The 14,969-nt window shown below is 68.0% G+C and carries 12 protein-coding genes and 1 pseudogene; all 13 read right to left on the bottom strand.

The features are described 5' to 3' along the window. Nucleotides 1-98: 98 nt before the first annotated feature. A complete protein-coding gene (murG, locus tag ASG07_RS03055) occupies nt 99-1,241 on the bottom strand; it encodes an undecaprenyldiphospho-muramoylpentapeptide beta-N-acetylglucosaminyltransferase (RefSeq protein ID WP_055841953.1) in 1,143 nt (380 codons plus the stop codon). Next, entirely contained in the window at nt 1,238-2,470 is a 1,233-nt protein-coding gene (locus tag ASG07_RS03050) for a peptidoglycan glycosyltransferase FtsW (protein ID WP_055841950.1), read from the bottom strand. The genes murG and ASG07_RS03050 overlap by 4 nt, the downstream gene beginning before the upstream one ends. Continuing rightward, nucleotides 2,467-3,766, bottom strand: a pseudogene (gene murD, locus ASG07_RS03045) (UDP-N-acetylmuramoyl-L-alanine--D-glutamate ligase). The gene ASG07_RS03050 and the pseudogene murD overlap by 4 nt, the downstream one beginning before the upstream one ends. Beyond that, on the bottom strand, nt 3,763-4,833 hold the full coding sequence (mraY, locus tag ASG07_RS03040; protein WP_055841945.1) for a phospho-N-acetylmuramoyl-pentapeptide-transferase: 1,071 nt from the start codon (nt 4,831-4,833) through the stop codon (nt 3,763-3,765). The pseudogene murD and the gene mraY overlap by 4 nt, the downstream one beginning before the upstream one ends. Beyond that, on the bottom strand, nt 4,833-6,200 hold the full coding sequence (locus ASG07_RS03035) for a UDP-N-acetylmuramoyl-tripeptide--D-alanyl-D-alanine ligase (RefSeq protein ID WP_055841942.1): 1,368 nt from the start codon (nt 6,198-6,200) through the stop codon (nt 4,833-4,835). The genes mraY and ASG07_RS03035 overlap by 1 nt, the downstream gene beginning before the upstream one ends. A 205-nt stretch (nt 6,201-6,405) precedes the next feature. Beyond that, nucleotides 6,406-7,833 (bottom strand): UDP-N-acetylmuramoyl-L-alanyl-D-glutamate--2,6-diaminopimelate ligase, encoded by a 1,428-nt coding sequence (locus ASG07_RS03030; protein WP_055841939.1) that lies wholly within the window; start codon nt 7,831-7,833, stop codon nt 6,406-6,408. Nucleotides 7,834-7,840: 7 nt separating this feature from the next. Next, nucleotides 7,841-9,556, bottom strand: coding sequence for a peptidoglycan D,D-transpeptidase FtsI family protein (locus ASG07_RS03025; RefSeq protein ID WP_055841935.1), 1,716 nt, complete (start codon nt 9,554-9,556; stop codon nt 7,841-7,843). Next, entirely contained in the window at nt 9,553-10,227 is a 675-nt protein-coding gene (locus tag ASG07_RS03020; protein ID WP_055841933.1) for a hypothetical protein, read from the bottom strand. The genes ASG07_RS03025 and ASG07_RS03020 overlap by 4 nt, the downstream gene beginning before the upstream one ends. Next, a complete protein-coding gene (gene rsmH, locus ASG07_RS03015) occupies nt 10,224-11,183 on the bottom strand; it encodes a 16S rRNA (cytosine(1402)-N(4))-methyltransferase RsmH (protein ID WP_055841929.1) in 960 nt (319 codons plus the stop codon). The genes ASG07_RS03020 and rsmH overlap by 4 nt, the downstream gene beginning before the upstream one ends. After that, nucleotides 11,180-11,680 (bottom strand): division/cell wall cluster transcriptional repressor MraZ, encoded by a 501-nt coding sequence (locus ASG07_RS03010; RefSeq protein ID WP_156361709.1) that lies wholly within the window; start codon nt 11,678-11,680, stop codon nt 11,180-11,182. Before ASG07_RS03010 ends, rsmH begins: the two co-directional genes overlap by 4 nt. Before the next feature lie 471 nt (nt 11,681-12,151). Continuing rightward, nucleotides 12,152-13,525, bottom strand: a complete 1,374-nt coding sequence (locus ASG07_RS03005; RefSeq protein ID WP_156361708.1) for a hypothetical protein — start codon at nt 13,523-13,525, stop codon at nt 12,152-12,154. Between the two features lie 127 nt (nt 13,526-13,652). Then, entirely contained in the window at nt 13,653-13,922 is a 270-nt protein-coding gene (locus ASG07_RS03000) for a hypothetical protein (RefSeq protein ID WP_201780956.1), read from the bottom strand. A 35-nt stretch (nt 13,923-13,957) separates the two neighbouring features. Beyond that, nucleotides 13,958-14,950 (bottom strand): cysteine synthase A, encoded by a 993-nt coding sequence (locus ASG07_RS02995; RefSeq protein ID WP_055842943.1) that lies wholly within the window; start codon nt 14,948-14,950, stop codon nt 13,958-13,960. Nucleotides 14,951-14,969 lie beyond the last annotated feature (19 nt).

The following is a 14,969-nucleotide window of genomic DNA, read 5'->3' as shown; positions in this document are numbered from 1 at the left end:
GACCGAGGGGCAGCCCCAAGCGGCCTCGCCTGTGGCTGCCCCTCCACCAGCTACGCTGGTCCCCCTCCCCGTGCCGGGGAGGAATGGTACGATCCGTTTCACGCGAACGCCTCCTTGCGCTGCGGCTTGCCGACCGGCAGCCGCGATACCGGCGCATCCAGACTCTCGACCAGATCGGCGAGATCGCTCACCGCATTCGGCCGGCCGACGCTCTTCGCGCGCCCCGCCGCATTCTCCATGCCCGCCGGGTCCAGCCCCAGCTTCTGCATCTGCTTCGCCAGTTCGACCGCGTTGAAATCCGACTGCACGATCGTCCGCGCGCCGCCCGCCTGCGACATCTCGCGCGCGTTCGCGGTCTGGTGATCGTCGGTCGCGGACGGCAGCGGCACCAGGATCGCCGGCCGCCCCGCCGCCGTCAGTTCCGCGATTGTCGACGCGCCCGCGCGCCCGATGACCAGATGCGCCCACGCCAGTTGCTCCGGCATATCGGGAAGGTACGTCGCCAGCTCCGCCGGAATGTGATGCTCGGCATATTTGACGCGCGCCGCGTCGATATCCTCGATCCGCGCCTGATGCGTCACCTGCAACCTTCGCCGGAACGCCGCCGGCAGCATCGACAGGCCATCCGGCACCACCTTCGACAGGACGCTCGCCCCCTGACTGCCGCCGGTCACCAGCACGCGGAAGATGCCGTCATCCTCCAGCAGCGGATAGGGTTTCGCCCTGAGCGCCAGCACCGCCTCGCGCACCGGATTGCCGACCAGGTGGACCTTGCCCGCCAGCTTCTCCGACAATCGCTCGGTCGTCGCATAGCTCGTGGCGATCGCATCGACGCGGCGCGCGACCAGCCGGTTGACGCGACCCAGCACCGCATTCTGCTCGTGCACCGCAGTCGGGATGCCGCTCGCGAACGCCGCCAGCAGCGCGGGCATCGCCGGATATCCGCCGAAGCCGATGACCGCGGCGGGCGTGAACGTGCGGTACAGTTCGCGCGCCATCGCCCGCCCGCGCCACATCTCGCGCGCCGCCGATGGCCAGCCCAGCGGCCGCTTCACCTGAAACCGCCCCGCCGGGAGCACGTGCGTCTGCACCCCGTCGAACAGCCCGGGGAACCGCACCCCGCGCTGATCGCTGACCAGCGCCACGCGGTGTCCGCGCTTCATCAATTCCGCCGCCAGCGCCGCGGCGGGGACCATGTGGCCACCCGTTCCGCCCGCTGCCAGCACGTAATGCTTGTTCATTCCCCGCTCCAGCGGACCACGTAAGGCGACCGCGTCAGGAACGGATTGCGCCGGGTGAACGCCAGGAGCAACCCCATGCCGATCGACAGCGCGATCATCGACGACCCGCCGTAACTGATGAACGGCAGGGTCATGCCCTTCGACGGAGCGAGGCCGGTGTTGACCGCCATGCTGACCAGCGCCTGCGCGCCGAACTGCACCGCCAGCCCGGATGCCGCAAGCAGCTTGAATTCATCCTGTTCGTCCAGCAGCTTGACGAACACGCGCACGACGATCGCCAGGAACACGATCGCCACGACGGAGCAGGCGATCAGCCCGAACTCCTCGCCGATCACGGAAAAGATGTAATCGGTATGCGCCTCCGGCAGGCCGAACTTCGCCGATCCGCCACCGGGGCCCGTGCCGGTCCAGCCGCCCGCGGTCAGCGTGCGGTGCGCCGCATCGACCTGGAAATGGTCGGCCGCACCCTCGCCCTCCACGTTCGGGAACAGGAACGCGTCGATCCGCTGGCGTGCGGTGCCGTAGAACATGTATGCCGCGCCCAGCCCGACCGGCACCATCGCGACGAGTCCCGCGAGGTACCGCATCGGCGTACCCGCGATCATCAGCAGCGCCATCCACACCGTGCAGAAGATCACGGTCTGTCCGAAATCCGGCTGCAACATCAGCAGGAACGCGACCAGTGCGGTCATCGCCCCGGTCATCAGCACGGTCGGCAGCTCGTCGTCCTTCGCCTTTAGCGACAACAGCCACGCGACCGTGACGATGAACATCGGCTTCAGGAACTCGGACGGCTGGAATTCGGCGATCCCGACGCCGATCCAGCGCCGCGCACCGTTATGCGCCGCCCCGATCAGCGGCGCGAGCGCCAGCAGCAGGCCGAATACGCCGGCTCCGGCCACTGCCAGCCGCCGCGCCAGCACCGCCGGCAGCATCGATACGGCGAACAGCACCGGCAGCGACACCCCGACCCACATCAACTGCCGCCAGAAATAATAGAGCGGCGCGAACTTCTTGTGCTCGCCCGAATAGCGCACCGCCGATGCCGGGCTCGCCGCCGCCACCGCGATCAGGCCGATCGCGATCAGCAGCAGCGTCAGCAGCAGCAGCATCCGGTCGATATCCCAGAACCACGTGCCGAGCGGCGACCGGTCGCCACGCCCGCCGCGCTTCTTCACCTGCGCCATCAGGCGCGCTCCCTTGGTCGGATTGGCCCGGATATCGGTCATGCCAAGGCTCCCACCGCCGCGCGGAACGCCCGCCCCCGCGCCTCGAAATCGCTGAACTGGTCGAAACTGGCGCAGGCCGGCGACAGCAGCACGGTATCGCCTGCTTGCGCGGCGGCGGCAGCATGACGCACGGCGGCATCCAGCGTACCCGCCTGCTCCACCACGGGCACTCGCCCCTTCAGCACCTCCGCGAACCGTGGTCCCGCCTCGCCGATCGTATAGGCGGCGACGACCCGGTCGAAATAGGGTGCGCAGGCGTCGAGATCGTCGCCCTTGGGCCGACCGCCAACGATCCAGTGCACCCTTCCGAACGCACCCAGCGCCGGCGCGGTGCTTTCCGGGTTGGTCGCCTTGCTGTCGTCGACATAGGCGACGCCGTGCAGCGTCGCGACCAGATCCATCCGGTGCGGCAGTCCGGCAAAGCTCGCCAGCCCGCCATCGATATCGGCTTCGGATATCCCCAGCGCCCTGGCCACGGCAATCGCCGCCAGCGCGTTCTGCGCATTGTGAGGCCCCTGCAACGACGGCCAGTTCCGCTGGTCCATGCACACGCCCGGCGCGATCTTGGTCAGATGCTCACCCCGTGCCGACAGCCCGCGTGCAATCTGCGCCGACGCCGCATCGCCGATCCCGATCACCGCGCCATGCTCCGGCGACTGCATCGCGAACAACCGCGCTTTCGACGCGGCATAGGCATCGAACCCGTCATACCGGTCGAGGTGATCGGGTGTCACGTTCAGCAGCACCGCCACGTCGCAGTCGAGGGTCTGCGTCAGGTCGATCTGATAGCTCGACAGCTCCAGCACATACACGCCACCCGCCGGCAAAGGCTCCTGCGCGAGGATCGGCAGGCCGATATTGCCGCCCATCAGGCTCGGGATGCCCGCCGTGTGGCAAAGGTGGTGGATCAGCGCCGTCGTCGTGGACTTGCCATTGGTGCCGGTGATCCCGACGACCTTGTGCGCCGGCAGTTCAGAGCGCGCCTGCGCGAACAGCTCGATGTCGCCGATGATCGGCACCCCCGCCGCTTTCGCCTGCGCGGCGAGCGGATGCGTGTTCAGCGGCACTCCCGGCGACACGACGACCGCATCGAAGCCCGTCAGGTCGTCGAGCGGGGCAAGCGAAAGCCCCTCCCCTKMAGGGGAGGGGCTTCAGAGCCGCCCGACGCGCGTCATCCGCATCCCACGCCACCACACGGGCCCCACCGGCCAGCAGCGCCCGCACCGTCGCCGAGCCGGAGCGCGCCAGCCCCAGCACCGCGTACCGCTTCCCCGCCCAGGCGCGCGAGACGATCACCGCAGCTTCAACGTCGACAGGCCGGCCAGCGCCAGCACGAACGCGATGATCCAGAACCGGATCACCACCGTCGGCTCGCTCCAGCCGAGTTGTTCGAAATGATGATGGATCGGCGCCATCCGGAACACGCGCTTGCCGGTGCGCTTGTAGAAGAACACCTGGATGATGACGCTCATCGCCTCCACGACGAACAGCCCGCCGATGATCCCCAGCACCAGTTCGTGATGCGCGACGACCGCGATCGTGCCCAGCGCGCCGCCCAGCGCCAGCGACCCGGTATCGCCCATGAACACCGCCGCCGGCGGGGCATTGAACCACAGGAACGCGAGCCCCGCACCGACCACCGCACCGCAGAAGATCGCAAGTTCGCCCGCCCGCGGTACGTGCTGGATACCCAGATAGTCGGCGAACTTGGCGTTGCCCGCCAGATACACGATGACCATGAACGCGACCGATGCGATGATGACCGGCATCGTCGCCAGCCCGTCCAGCCCGTCGGTCAGGTTCACGGCATTGCCGAACGCGACGATCGTAAAGGCGGCGAACAGCGGGTAGAAATACCACAATTCGATGTACATGCGGTTCGTGAACGGCAGGTACAGCCCGGTGCCGTTCTGCCCCATGATGATCCACGACGCGACGCCCGCGATCCCGAATTCCAGCAACAGCCGGACGCGGCCGGGCACGCCCGCCGTCGTCGCCTTGCGCACCTTGTCGTAATCGTCGAGGAACCCGATCGCGCCGAACCCCAATGTCACGAACAGGCATGCCCAGACGAACGGGTTGGACAGATCCATCCAGATCAGGATCGACAGCGCCATGCTGGTCAGGATCATCAGCCCGCCCATCGTCGGCGTACCGCGCTTGGCGAGATGGGTCTGCGGACCGTCGGCGCGGATCGGTTGCCCCTTGCCCTGACGCACGCGCAGCCAGCCGATGAAGCGCGGCCCGATGATGAGGCCGATGAACAATGCCGTCGCCACCGCCGCCCCGGTCCGGAACGACTGGTAGCGGATGAGGTTGAGGAGCCCCGAGAAACCCAGATGCTCCGCGATCCAGTACAACATTACGCGCCCTTCAGCCCCGCGATGACGCGGGCGAGGCCCACCCCGTTCGATCCCTTGACCAGCACCGCGTCGCCCGGCGCGATCGTCGCGCGTGCGGCGACCAGCGCTGCGGTCGCATCGGCGCAATGGACGATAGCGATTTGTCCCTCAAGCGTTTCCGCGAGCGGCCGCATCGCTTCGCCGACCAGAACAGCCGCTTCGACGCGCGCCGCCAGGATCGGCTCCGCAAGCCCGGCATGATAATCGGCCGACGCATCGCCCAGCTCCCGCATCTCGCCCAGCACCGCGACGTGCCGCCCGGCTTCCTCGCCCAGCACCGCCAGCGTCGCACGCATCGATGCCGGGTTGGCGTTGTAGGCCTCGTCGATCACCAGCGCCTCGCCACCGCCCGGCAACGTCGCCGTAAACCGCGCGCCCCGGCCGGCCAGTCCGCCAAGGTCCGCCAGCGCCAGTCCGGCCAGCCCCAGATCGCCACCAACCGCATCGACCGCCGCCAGCACCGCCAGCGCGTTCGATACCCAATGCGCGCCCGGTTGCGACAGGGTGAAGCTCAACTCCTTTTCACCGATCCGCGCGGTCACGAAGCTGCCGCCGGTCGGCAGCCGCATCGCCTCGACCGCGCGGACATCGGCAGCTTTGTCGCTGCCGAACGTCACGATCCGCGCCGCATAGGGCGTCGCCGCCACGATCAGGCGGTCGCGGTGCGGGCTGTCGAACGGCACGATCGCCGTGCCGTTCGACAGCCCGGCGAAGATCTCGCCCTTGGCATCCGCGATCGCACTTTCGTCGCGGAAGAATTCAGTGTGTGCGGGCGCGATGGCGGTGACGACCGCGACATGCGGCCGGACGAGCGTGGTCAGATGCGCCAGCTCGCCCGCATGGTTCATGCCCATCTCCAGCACCGCCGCGCGCGTCGTCGCGGGCATCCGTGACAGGCTGAGCGGCACGCCGGTGTGATTGTTGTAGCTGAGCACGGACCGGTGCGCCTGACCCCGCCAAATGCGGTTCAGGCACGCATACAGCGCCTCCTTCGCGCTGGTCTTGCCGACCGATCCGGTAACGCCGATGATCTTCGCGTCCGTCCGCGCGCGGCTGGCGCGGGCGAGGTCTTCCAGCGCGGCGAAGCTGTCCGCAACGCGGACATGCGGATACCCGCAGTCCTCGCTGACGATCGCCCCCGACGCACCCTGCGCGAACGCCTGATCAAGGAAGCGATGACCGTTCGTCGCCTCGCCCGTCAGCGCGACGAACAGGTCGCCCGGCCCGACCTCACGACTGTCGAACGCGACACCCGTGACGGCGAAGTCGGTGGAAGCGGCACCCTTCGTAGCCGCAGCGATGTCGGCCGACGTCCAGAGCGCCGTCACCGGCCCGCCCCGTAACGAAGGCCAAGCTTTCGCCTGTCCTGCCCCGGCACATTCCCCACGCCAGCGTTGATGCGGGAGTCCGGCTCTCTGTCGCACGCAGCGGCAACCGTTCGTTGCACACCTGGCAGCGCAACCGGGCAAAGCCCGCCCCTATCCCCTCCCCTGAAGGGGAAGGGCTTGCCACCATTCAAGACACTGGCATCGCTCACCCGGCACACTCCCGCGCCACGGCGACATCGTCGAACGGCAGGACCAGATCGCCGACGATCTGTCCCTGCTCATGCCCCTTGCCCGCGATCAGCACGATATCCTCCGCGCCGGCTTCGCGGATCGCGGCAGCGATGGCGGCGCGGCGGTCGCCGATCTCGATCGCCCCCCGCGCACCCGCCAGCACCTCACGCCGGATCGCCGCCGGGTCCTCGGTGCGGGGATTGTCGTCGGTCACGATGACGCGGTCCGCCTGCTGCACCGCGACCTGCCCCATCGTTTCGCGCTTGCCCGGATCGCGGTCGCCGCCCGCGCCGAACACCACGATCAGCCGTCCGCCGGCATGCGGCTTCAGCGCGGCGATGGCCGCCTCGATCGCGTCGGGCGTGTGCGCGTAATCGACATAGATCGGCGCGCCGCTTTTGGCGATCGCCGCCCGTTCCAGCCGGCCGCGAACCGGCTGCAACCGCGCCAGATCGGCCAGCGTCCGCGCCACGTCGCCGCCCGTCGCGATCACCAGCCCGGCCGCGACCAGCGCGTTCGCCGCCTGATATGCCCCGATCAGCGGCAGCCGCACCTGATAGGTTGCGCCGTCCGCCTCGATCGTCAGCCCCTGCCCCAGCAACGTCGGATCGCGTCCGACCAGCCGCAGCGTCGTGCCGCGCGTACCGACCGTGACGAGCCTGTTGCCCCGCTCCCGCGCCAGATCGACGACCCGCGCCGCCTCCGCGTCGTCGGCCCAGACGACCGCCGTTCCCTCGGGCGCCAGCACCTCCGAGAACAGCCGCATCTTGGCGGTCAGATAGGCCGCCATGTCGCCGTGATAATCGAGATGGTCGCGGCTCAGGTTCGTGAACGCCGCGGCCGTCACCGACAGCCCCTCGGTGCGATACTGCGTCAGCCCGTGGCTCGACGCCTCGAACGCCAGATGGGTCACGCCCTCCCGCGCGAGGCCGGCGACGTTGGACAGGAACGTCACCACGTCGGGCGTGGTCAGTCCGGTCGTCACGCGCTCGTCCGCCGTCGTCACGCCCAGCGTGCCGATCGAGGCGGCGTGAAGCCCCCCCATCCGCCACAATTGCCGCGTCATCTCGACGGTGGAGGTTTTGCCGTTGGTTCCCGTTACCGCCACTGCGCACGGCGGGAACGGCCCGAAGAACCGCGCCGCCGCCCGCGCGAAGGCGGCGCGCGGCTCCTCGTCGGCGATGTGTACCGCACCCTCGACCACCGCCTCCGGTCGCGCGACGACGGCGATCGCGCCGGCCCGCACGGCGTCGGCGATATAATCCTCGCCGTTCACCCGCGCGCCGCGAAAGGCGCCGAACACGGTCCCCGGCGCGACCTTGCGATGATCGATCGCAAAGCCGGTGACAACCGCGTCCTCGACCCCGTTGCCGTTCACCCCCGTCAGGCTGCCAAGTTTCATGTGGCCCTCACTGCCCGGTCGGCATGCGACGGCTGGGATCGTCCCACAGCGTCGGCACGATGTCGGACACGTCGATGTCGCGATTCTCGTCGGGCATCACGCCCAGGATCGCTCCGACACGGCTGATCGTACGCCCGACGGCCGGTGCGGCGTTGTAGGCAGCGGTCTTCCACCCGCCCGTCTCCTTCGTCCCCTGCGGCGAATCGAGCATCGCCAGCACGACATAGCGCGGCGCATCCATCGGGAACGCCGTCGCGAACGTCGCGACGTTGCGCGACCGGTCGTATCCGCCTGCCACCGCCGCTTCGGCCGTACCGGTCTTGCCGCCCACGCGGTACCCCGGTGCCTCGCCCCTGCGACCCGTGCCGCGCTGCACGATCAGGCGCAGCATCTGGCGCATCCGGGCGCTCGTCTGCTCGCTGATGACGCGGCGACCGACCGGTGCATGGCTGGGGTCGATCTTCAACAGCGTCGCCGGCCGCCAGATGCCGCCATTGACCAGCGCGGCATAGGCGCTCGCCAGATGCAGCGGCGTCACCGCGATGCCATGGCCATAGGCGGTCGTCATCGTCGTCGTCCGCGCCCAGTATTTCGGCCAGAGCGGCCGGCCCTTCTCGCGCAGCTCGATATCGGGCTTGGTATCGAAACCCAGCTTGCGGAACATGGTCTGCATCCGCTCCGGCCCGACCTCGTCGGCGACGCGAGCGGTGGCGATGTTGGACGAATAGATCAGCGTTTCGGCCATGTTCAGCCAGCGCTTGGGATCGCCGCGCTCGTCGTGGATCGTGTAGCGGCCGACCTTCAACGGGTGCGTCGCGTCGAACCGTCGCTGGAACGACGTGACCACGCCCGTCTCCATCGCCGTCGCCATCGTGATCGGCTTGAACGTCGAGCCCAGCTCGAACACGCTCTGCGTCGTGATGTTGCGCAGTTGCTCGCTGCCCGCCATGCCGACCCGGTTCGGATTGAACGTCGGAAGCGACACCATCGCGATGACCTCGCCGGTCGCGACGTCGAGTACGATGCCCCCCGCCCCGCGCGCCGAGAAGGTCGTCATCGCGCGGCCCAGTTCGCTCTCCATCGCCGCCTGAACGCGCGTGTCGAGCGACAGCGCGACGGGCGTGCCGGCGGTCGCCGGGTTGGTCAGCCGCTCGTCCAGCACGCGCTCCATGCCGCTCATGCCGTGGCCGTCCGTCGACAGGAAACCGAGCGCGTGAGCGCCCATCGTCGATTGCGGGTAGAGGCGCTGGGTTTCGCGCGCGAACACGATCGCGGGCTCACCCAGCGCATTCACCTGCTCGACCAGCGCCGGGGAAGCCCGCTGCTGGAGATAGGTGAAATTCACGTCCTTGGTCAGCTGGCCGTAGAACCACGCCTGATCGCCACGGTCGGGCATCAGCGCGGCGAGGCGCGACGCCAGCTCCATCCGGTCGCCCATCAGCTTGCGTGGGTGGACGCCGATCGTCCAGGCGTCGATCGTGCGGGCCAGCGGCGATCCGTTGCGGTCGACGATATCGCCCCGCGCCGCCAGCGTCGCGACCGCGGCCTTCGCCTCGCTGCCCGCGAACGCGGCCAGCAGCCCGAGCCGCCCGATCACGACCAGCACCGCCACGCCGAACAGCAACAGCAACATCATCAGCCGCGTATGCGACGTCGCGACCAGCGCGTGGCGCTGCTTCGGGGTATTCCGTTGCTGGATCGGACGGGCGACGAGCGTGGTCACCGCTTGCGCGCCTCCGCCCGGGCGGAGGAGAGGATGTCGCTGAACGTGCTGTCGGACAGCAGCTTGCGATCGAGCATCGCGACCGCCTGCGGCCGGACCTTCGCGACGGCGGCGGCGGCGCGGACGACGCTCGCCTCGACGGCACGGGCCGGCGCGGCCTGCGGCGCGGCGACGACGGCAGCGACGCGGACGGGGGCAGCGACGCGAACCGCAGCGGGCGTGCGGATCGCGGGGGCGTTGGCGGCGACCAAAGTCATCGCCGGCTGCGGCTGCGTCACCTGCACCGGTTGCGGCTGGTTCAGCGCTTGGGGCGCACCCGACGGCACGACCAGCGCGGCGGTCTGCATCCGGCCGTTCGCACCCGGCAGCATCGGCTGCGTCACGTCCAGCGCGGCCAGCGCGCCCTCGTCGCTGACGAACTGGCCGGCGACCGGAGCGGACAGCGCGAGCGTGTCGCCGTTCCACTTCTCCAGCTGCGCCAGGTTCGCGCGCGTGTCGAACTCCGTCTCCAGCGCGCGGATGTCGCGCTGCGCCGACAGGATGCGGCCGTTCAGCTGCTCCAGCTTCTTGCGCTCGGTGGCGACCTGAAGCGACACGAGATAGAAGCCGAGCACGACCACGACGGCCCCGCCGAACCAGCCGATCCCCTTCAGTCGATACGCCGCCGTCATATACTCGCCTCCTGTCGCCCGTTCGCCGCATGCGCAGGGAACGCCCCCCACGCCGGGGCCTCCGTCCGCGTCGCCATCCGCAATGTCGCGGAGCGCGCGCGCGGGTTGCGTGCCAGCTCCGCCTCGCCGGCACGCACCGCGCGCCCGACCTTCTGAAAACTCGGGGCCGCCGCGGCACTGGCCTGCGGCAGATGACGCGAACCTGAAGGCGCACCGCCCGACCGGTCGCGCAGGAAGCGCTTGACCATCCGGTCCTCCAGACTGTGGAACGTCACGATCGCCAGCCGCCCACCCGGCTTCAGCACGCGCTCCGCCGCCGCCAGCCCTTCGGCCAGCTCGTCCAGCTCCCGGTTGATGTGGATGCGGATCGCCTGGAAGGTCCGCGTCGCCGGGTCCTTCTTGTCGTGCGGCCGATATCCCAGCGCCTTGCGCACCACCGTCGCCAGCTCGCCCGTCCGGGTCAGCGGCCGTGCCGCGACGATCGCCCGCGCGACCCGCCGCGACTTCGGCTCGTCGCCATACTGGTACAGCACGTCGGCGATCGCCTCTTCGTCCGCCTCGTTGACGAAGTCCGCCGCGCTCATCCCCGCCTGCGCCATCCGCATGTCGAGCGGCCCGTCCGACTGGAACGAGAAGCCCCGATCCGCCTGATCGAGCTGCATCGACGACACGCCGATGTCCAGCGTCACGCCGTCGACCGGCGAATCGATCGCCGATTCCATCGCGGAGAAATCGGCCTGCACCAGCGTCAGGCCATCGATCGCTGCGGCCTGTCCCGCCGCGATCGCATCCGGATCGCGATCGAACGCGATTACCCGCACGCCCTTCGCCAGCAGCGCACGCGTGTAGCCGCCCGCACCGAAGGTCCCGTCGACCATCGTCTCGCCCGGAGCCGGGGCAAGCGCGGCGACGACCTCGTCGAGCAGCACGGGAACATGAGGCGCCGGGTCGCTCACAGCGCCAGCCCCTTCTGCATCATATGGAAACGCGCCGCCGCCTTGACGTTGTCGGCGATGTCCGCCTCCGCGATCAGCGTCGCCGGGTCCCAGATCTCGATATAGTCGAGCACGCCGTAGAAGAACGCATGCTCGCCGATCGACGCGTAGAAGCGCGGAAACGCCGGCATGATGAAGCGGCCGGAGCCGTCGAACGGCACCGCTTCGCCCGCCGCCGCACGACGCTTGATGTTGTAGTCGAACTCGCCGCCCGGCCCGGTATGCTCCGCCTCGCGCCGGTCGAGCTGCTCCGCCAGGATGTCGAGATAGCCCTGATCGTAGGCGACCAGGCATTTACTCTTCTGGTGCGGGCCGACGATCACCGTGCCGCCGGTCTTCCCGTCCGCCTTCGGCGCATTCGCCGCCAGCGTCGTCCGAAGTGAGGAAGGTATGGCGACCCGGCCCTTGTCATCGACAAGTCCGATCCCTTCGCCCTGATACCGACCCCTGACCAACACGCCACTCCGCACCTGGCGCGCACAGTTTCACCGACCCGGAACCCGACCTTCGCCGCGCCCCGGCCGCAAATTGCGACCGATGAACCATGCCCCTGTGTGGAATGGGGTGTATCAAGGGTTAACCCGGTCGGCAACGGGATTTTCGGGGAATTCAGGGGAAACGATGGTGGATTTGGGTGTGATCGCCCCCAGGTCGAACGCAGTCCGGTCGAACGCCTCCGCCGACGTCGGGCGCGTAAAAAACCGTTCGCCACAGGATGCGGCGAACGCGCAGGCAAGGCGGCAATGTAAAGACGTCACCGCTTTGCGGTCGGCATCCCCGACGAATCGCGAACAGACGGGACGTGGGGCATCGGAGGTCGCTGCGGCAGACTGCGAACGAACCACGCCACCCCGTGCCCCCCCTCCGGCGGGCGGCACTCCTATTGCCCCCGTGGTCAGGCATTCACCATCGGATATGTGAGGCTCACATCACCGAGGGTGATCGTCCATAGGCCAATTCCGCTCCAGAGCCTGAAGCACGTAGAGCAGTTCGCGGTTGCGCGTTTCGTCGCCGCGATCCAGATCCGGGATCAGCTTGTCAGGATCGTCAGTGCGCCCGAGAGCTACCGACGCACGCGTGGCGACCACACGCCGACGCTTTCGTTCAGTCGCTGCCAAGGACTCCGCTTTGAGATAACGCTTGATATCTGCCCCTGAATCTTCTCCGTCTTTTGCAAGCGGCACGGACGATATGTATTTGGCAATCAGCGTCTGGGAATTTGCAGCCTCGACCTTGGATCGCTGCGCGATGATCCCCCGACACAGCCCTTGCGTCGCTCGTTCACTGTCGCCCGATAGTGCAGGTCGCGTTTCGTCCTTCTTCAATGTCTTTTCATCATTGGGTTGCTTCTCCAGATATCCGATACAGAAGAGCAGCGTCTCGTCGATCGCTGGAACGGTGACGATATGCTGTATCGCCTGCGCGATGGCTCCGGTAGCGGCGGCGGCACTCGCCACGTCCCCGCCGCCACCGGGATCGCTTGGGCCATCGCGGCTCTGGGCTGCGGTCGTTCCACCGGCCGCGCCACCTATGGCCAACGCCTGTCCCAGCCTCGTCTCCTGCGTGGCCAGGTTCGCCTTGGCGACGGCGGCTTCACCCTCGGCTGACTTGCAGTCGCTCCAGGCGGCCTCATTGCCTCCATCCGGCATGGGATTCTCTCCGACGCATTTCGCCCCGTTCGGCTTTGCGAACGCCGCCTCGGCGACCTTCAACTTGACCTCGGCAGCGGTCACCACCTGCCGGGCCGCATCACGATCCTTGCGGAATGCCGTCGCCAGTTCGATCGCCGCCACATTCGACACAGCGGCACCCGTTGCCCCACCGGAAATGATCGTCGACGCCGGCCGTGTTACCCGCGTCAATTGCTCGATCGCCAGAACCGCCAGCATTGTTCGTTGATCGCGCGCGGCCTGTACGACCAGCGTCGATTTGCTGATCGCTCCCGACAGATAGCGCTCGCAGGTCCGGTACAGCGATTCCCGTAACAGGTTTATCGTCTGCGTACGCTCGATGGTTGCTGCGGACTGGGCCAGTCCTGCGGCCAGCTCCCCCTGCTGCGTCTTCACGTCCAGCTTCGCGGCGATACTTGCGCTCAGCACCGAGAAAGTATCCGGCGCCGCTTCGGCACAGACGCGAATTTCCTTATCTTTCTCATCCGGAACGAAAAAAACGCTCCGCTGGTAGGCGTCGGTCGTGACGACTTTCGGCCGATCCATGTCGAACTTGCGATTGTGATAGATTGTGGTGCTTTCGGCGCAGCCGGCAAGAACAAACAAAAGAATGAGTACGAATCGCTGTTGCATAATCCCCCCCCCCCGGATTTCTTCGGGAAGAGTATCATGCCGATGTTGGGGCGATAAATTATAATGGTCGATTGTGGATGTTTACCGGAGACCGCATCCGCATCGCGATACACGCGGCGGGCGACGTCTATTTCTCGCCCGAATCCTGCATGTTGGCACTCGGAGCCGCGCCCATCTGCGCCAGCGGCTCCCCTTCGACGGGGATCGGTGCGGCGTCGTTGCCGGCGGCCATCGCCGCGACGAGGTTCGCCTGGGCGGTACCCGCGACCGGGCGTTCGCGAGTCGCAGAGCCGATGATCGCACTGGCCAGCGCGATCAACAGCACCACCGCGGCAAGGCCGATCAGGCCGACCTTCACACGCTGCACCGTCTGGGATGGTTCGGAAACGCCATTCATCGGTCCGTCGGACATAGGCGGTTTTCGGAAAATTCTCAAGCTGCGGCTCGATCCAGCCCTTTTTCGGCACGCCATGCCGGGTCGTGCAACGTCGACAGATAGCGAAAGCCGGTATCGCACAGGATCGTCACGATCCGCTTGCCCGGCCCCAGATCGCGCCCCAACTGCACCGCGCCGGCGACATTGATCCCGCTCGACAGGCCGAGACACAGCCCCTCCTCGTCCAGCAGCCGCCGGACCCAGTCATAGCCCTCGGCATCCGACACCCGGTACTGGGTATCGACCGGCGCACCCTCCAGATTGGCGGTGATCCGGCCCTGTCCGATCCCCTCGGCGACCGACGATCCCTCCGACTTCAGTTCGCCGTGCGCGTAATAGTCGTAGAGCGCGGCGCCGTACGGATCGGTGAGCGCGATCGTCACCGCCTCGTCATGCGCCTTCAGCCCCAATCCCACACCCGCCAGCGTGCCGCCCGTGCCGACCGCGCAGGTGAAGCCGTCGATCCGACCCTCCAGTTGCGTCCAGATCTCCTCCGCGGTCCCGACGATGTGCGCGCGGCGATTGGCGATGTTGTCGAACTGGTTGGCCCACACCGCGCCCGGCGTCTCCTCCGCGATCCGGCGCGACGTGTGGACGAAATGGCACGGCGACGAATAGGGGGCCGCCGGCACCAGCACCAGTTCCGCACCCAGCGCGCGAAGCGTGTCCATCTTCTCCCGGCTCTGCGTCTCGGGCATGACGATGATCGTCCTGTACCCCTTGGCATTGGCGACCAGCGCCAGCCCGATGCCGGTGTTTCCCGCCGTACCCTCGACGATCGTCCCGCCCGGCTTCAGCGCACCGCGCTGCTCCGCATCCTCGACGATGAACAGCGCCGCGCGGTCCTTCACCGACGCACCCGGATTTGTGAACTCGCATTTGCCGAAGATATCGCACCCGCTCGCCTCGCTCGGCCCCTTCAGTCGGACGAGCGGCGTGTGGCCGATGAGGGAGAGGGTGTCGGGAACGATAGCGGTGGGAAGCGTCATAGCGAAGAACATAGGCGCT

Origin of the sequence: Sphingomonas sp. Leaf343 (genome assembly GCF_001423765.1) — a bacterium.
Taxonomy (GTDB): domain Bacteria; phylum Pseudomonadota; class Alphaproteobacteria; order Sphingomonadales; family Sphingomonadaceae; genus Sphingomonas.
The sequence above is the reverse complement of the archived record's forward strand: the minus strand, read 5'-3'. Positions and strand labels throughout refer to the sequence as shown.

Excerpts from the sequence above, each read along its gene's own strand:
- mraY (WP_055841945.1), bottom strand. The coding sequence starts at position 4,833 with ATGTTGTACTGGATCGCGGAGCATCTGGGTTTCTCGGGGCTCCTCAAC.
- ASG07_RS03000 (WP_201780956.1), bottom strand. The coding sequence starts at position 13,922 with ATGAATGGCGTTTCCGAACCATCCCAGACGGTGCAGCGTGTGAAGGTC.
- ASG07_RS03050 (WP_055841950.1), bottom strand. The coding sequence starts at position 2,470 with ATGACCGATATCCGGGCCAATCCGACCAAGGGAGCGCGCCTGATGGCG.
- ASG07_RS03020 (WP_055841933.1), bottom strand. The coding sequence starts at position 10,227 with ATGACGGCGGCGTATCGACTGAAGGGGATCGGCTGGTTCGGCGGGGCC.
- ASG07_RS03005 (WP_156361708.1), bottom strand. The coding sequence starts at position 13,525 with ATGCAACAGCGATTCGTACTCATTCTTTTGTTTGTTCTTGCCGGCTGC.
- ASG07_RS03030 (WP_055841939.1), bottom strand. The coding sequence starts at position 7,833 with ATGAAACTTGGCAGCCTGACGGGGGTGAACGGCAACGGGGTCGAGGAC.
- murG (WP_055841953.1), bottom strand. The coding sequence starts at position 1,241 with ATGAACAAGCATTACGTGCTGGCAGCGGGCGGAACGGGTGGCCACATG.
- ASG07_RS02995 (WP_055842943.1), bottom strand. The coding sequence starts at position 14,950 with ATGACGCTTCCCACCGCTATCGTTCCCGACACCCTCTCCCTCATCGGC.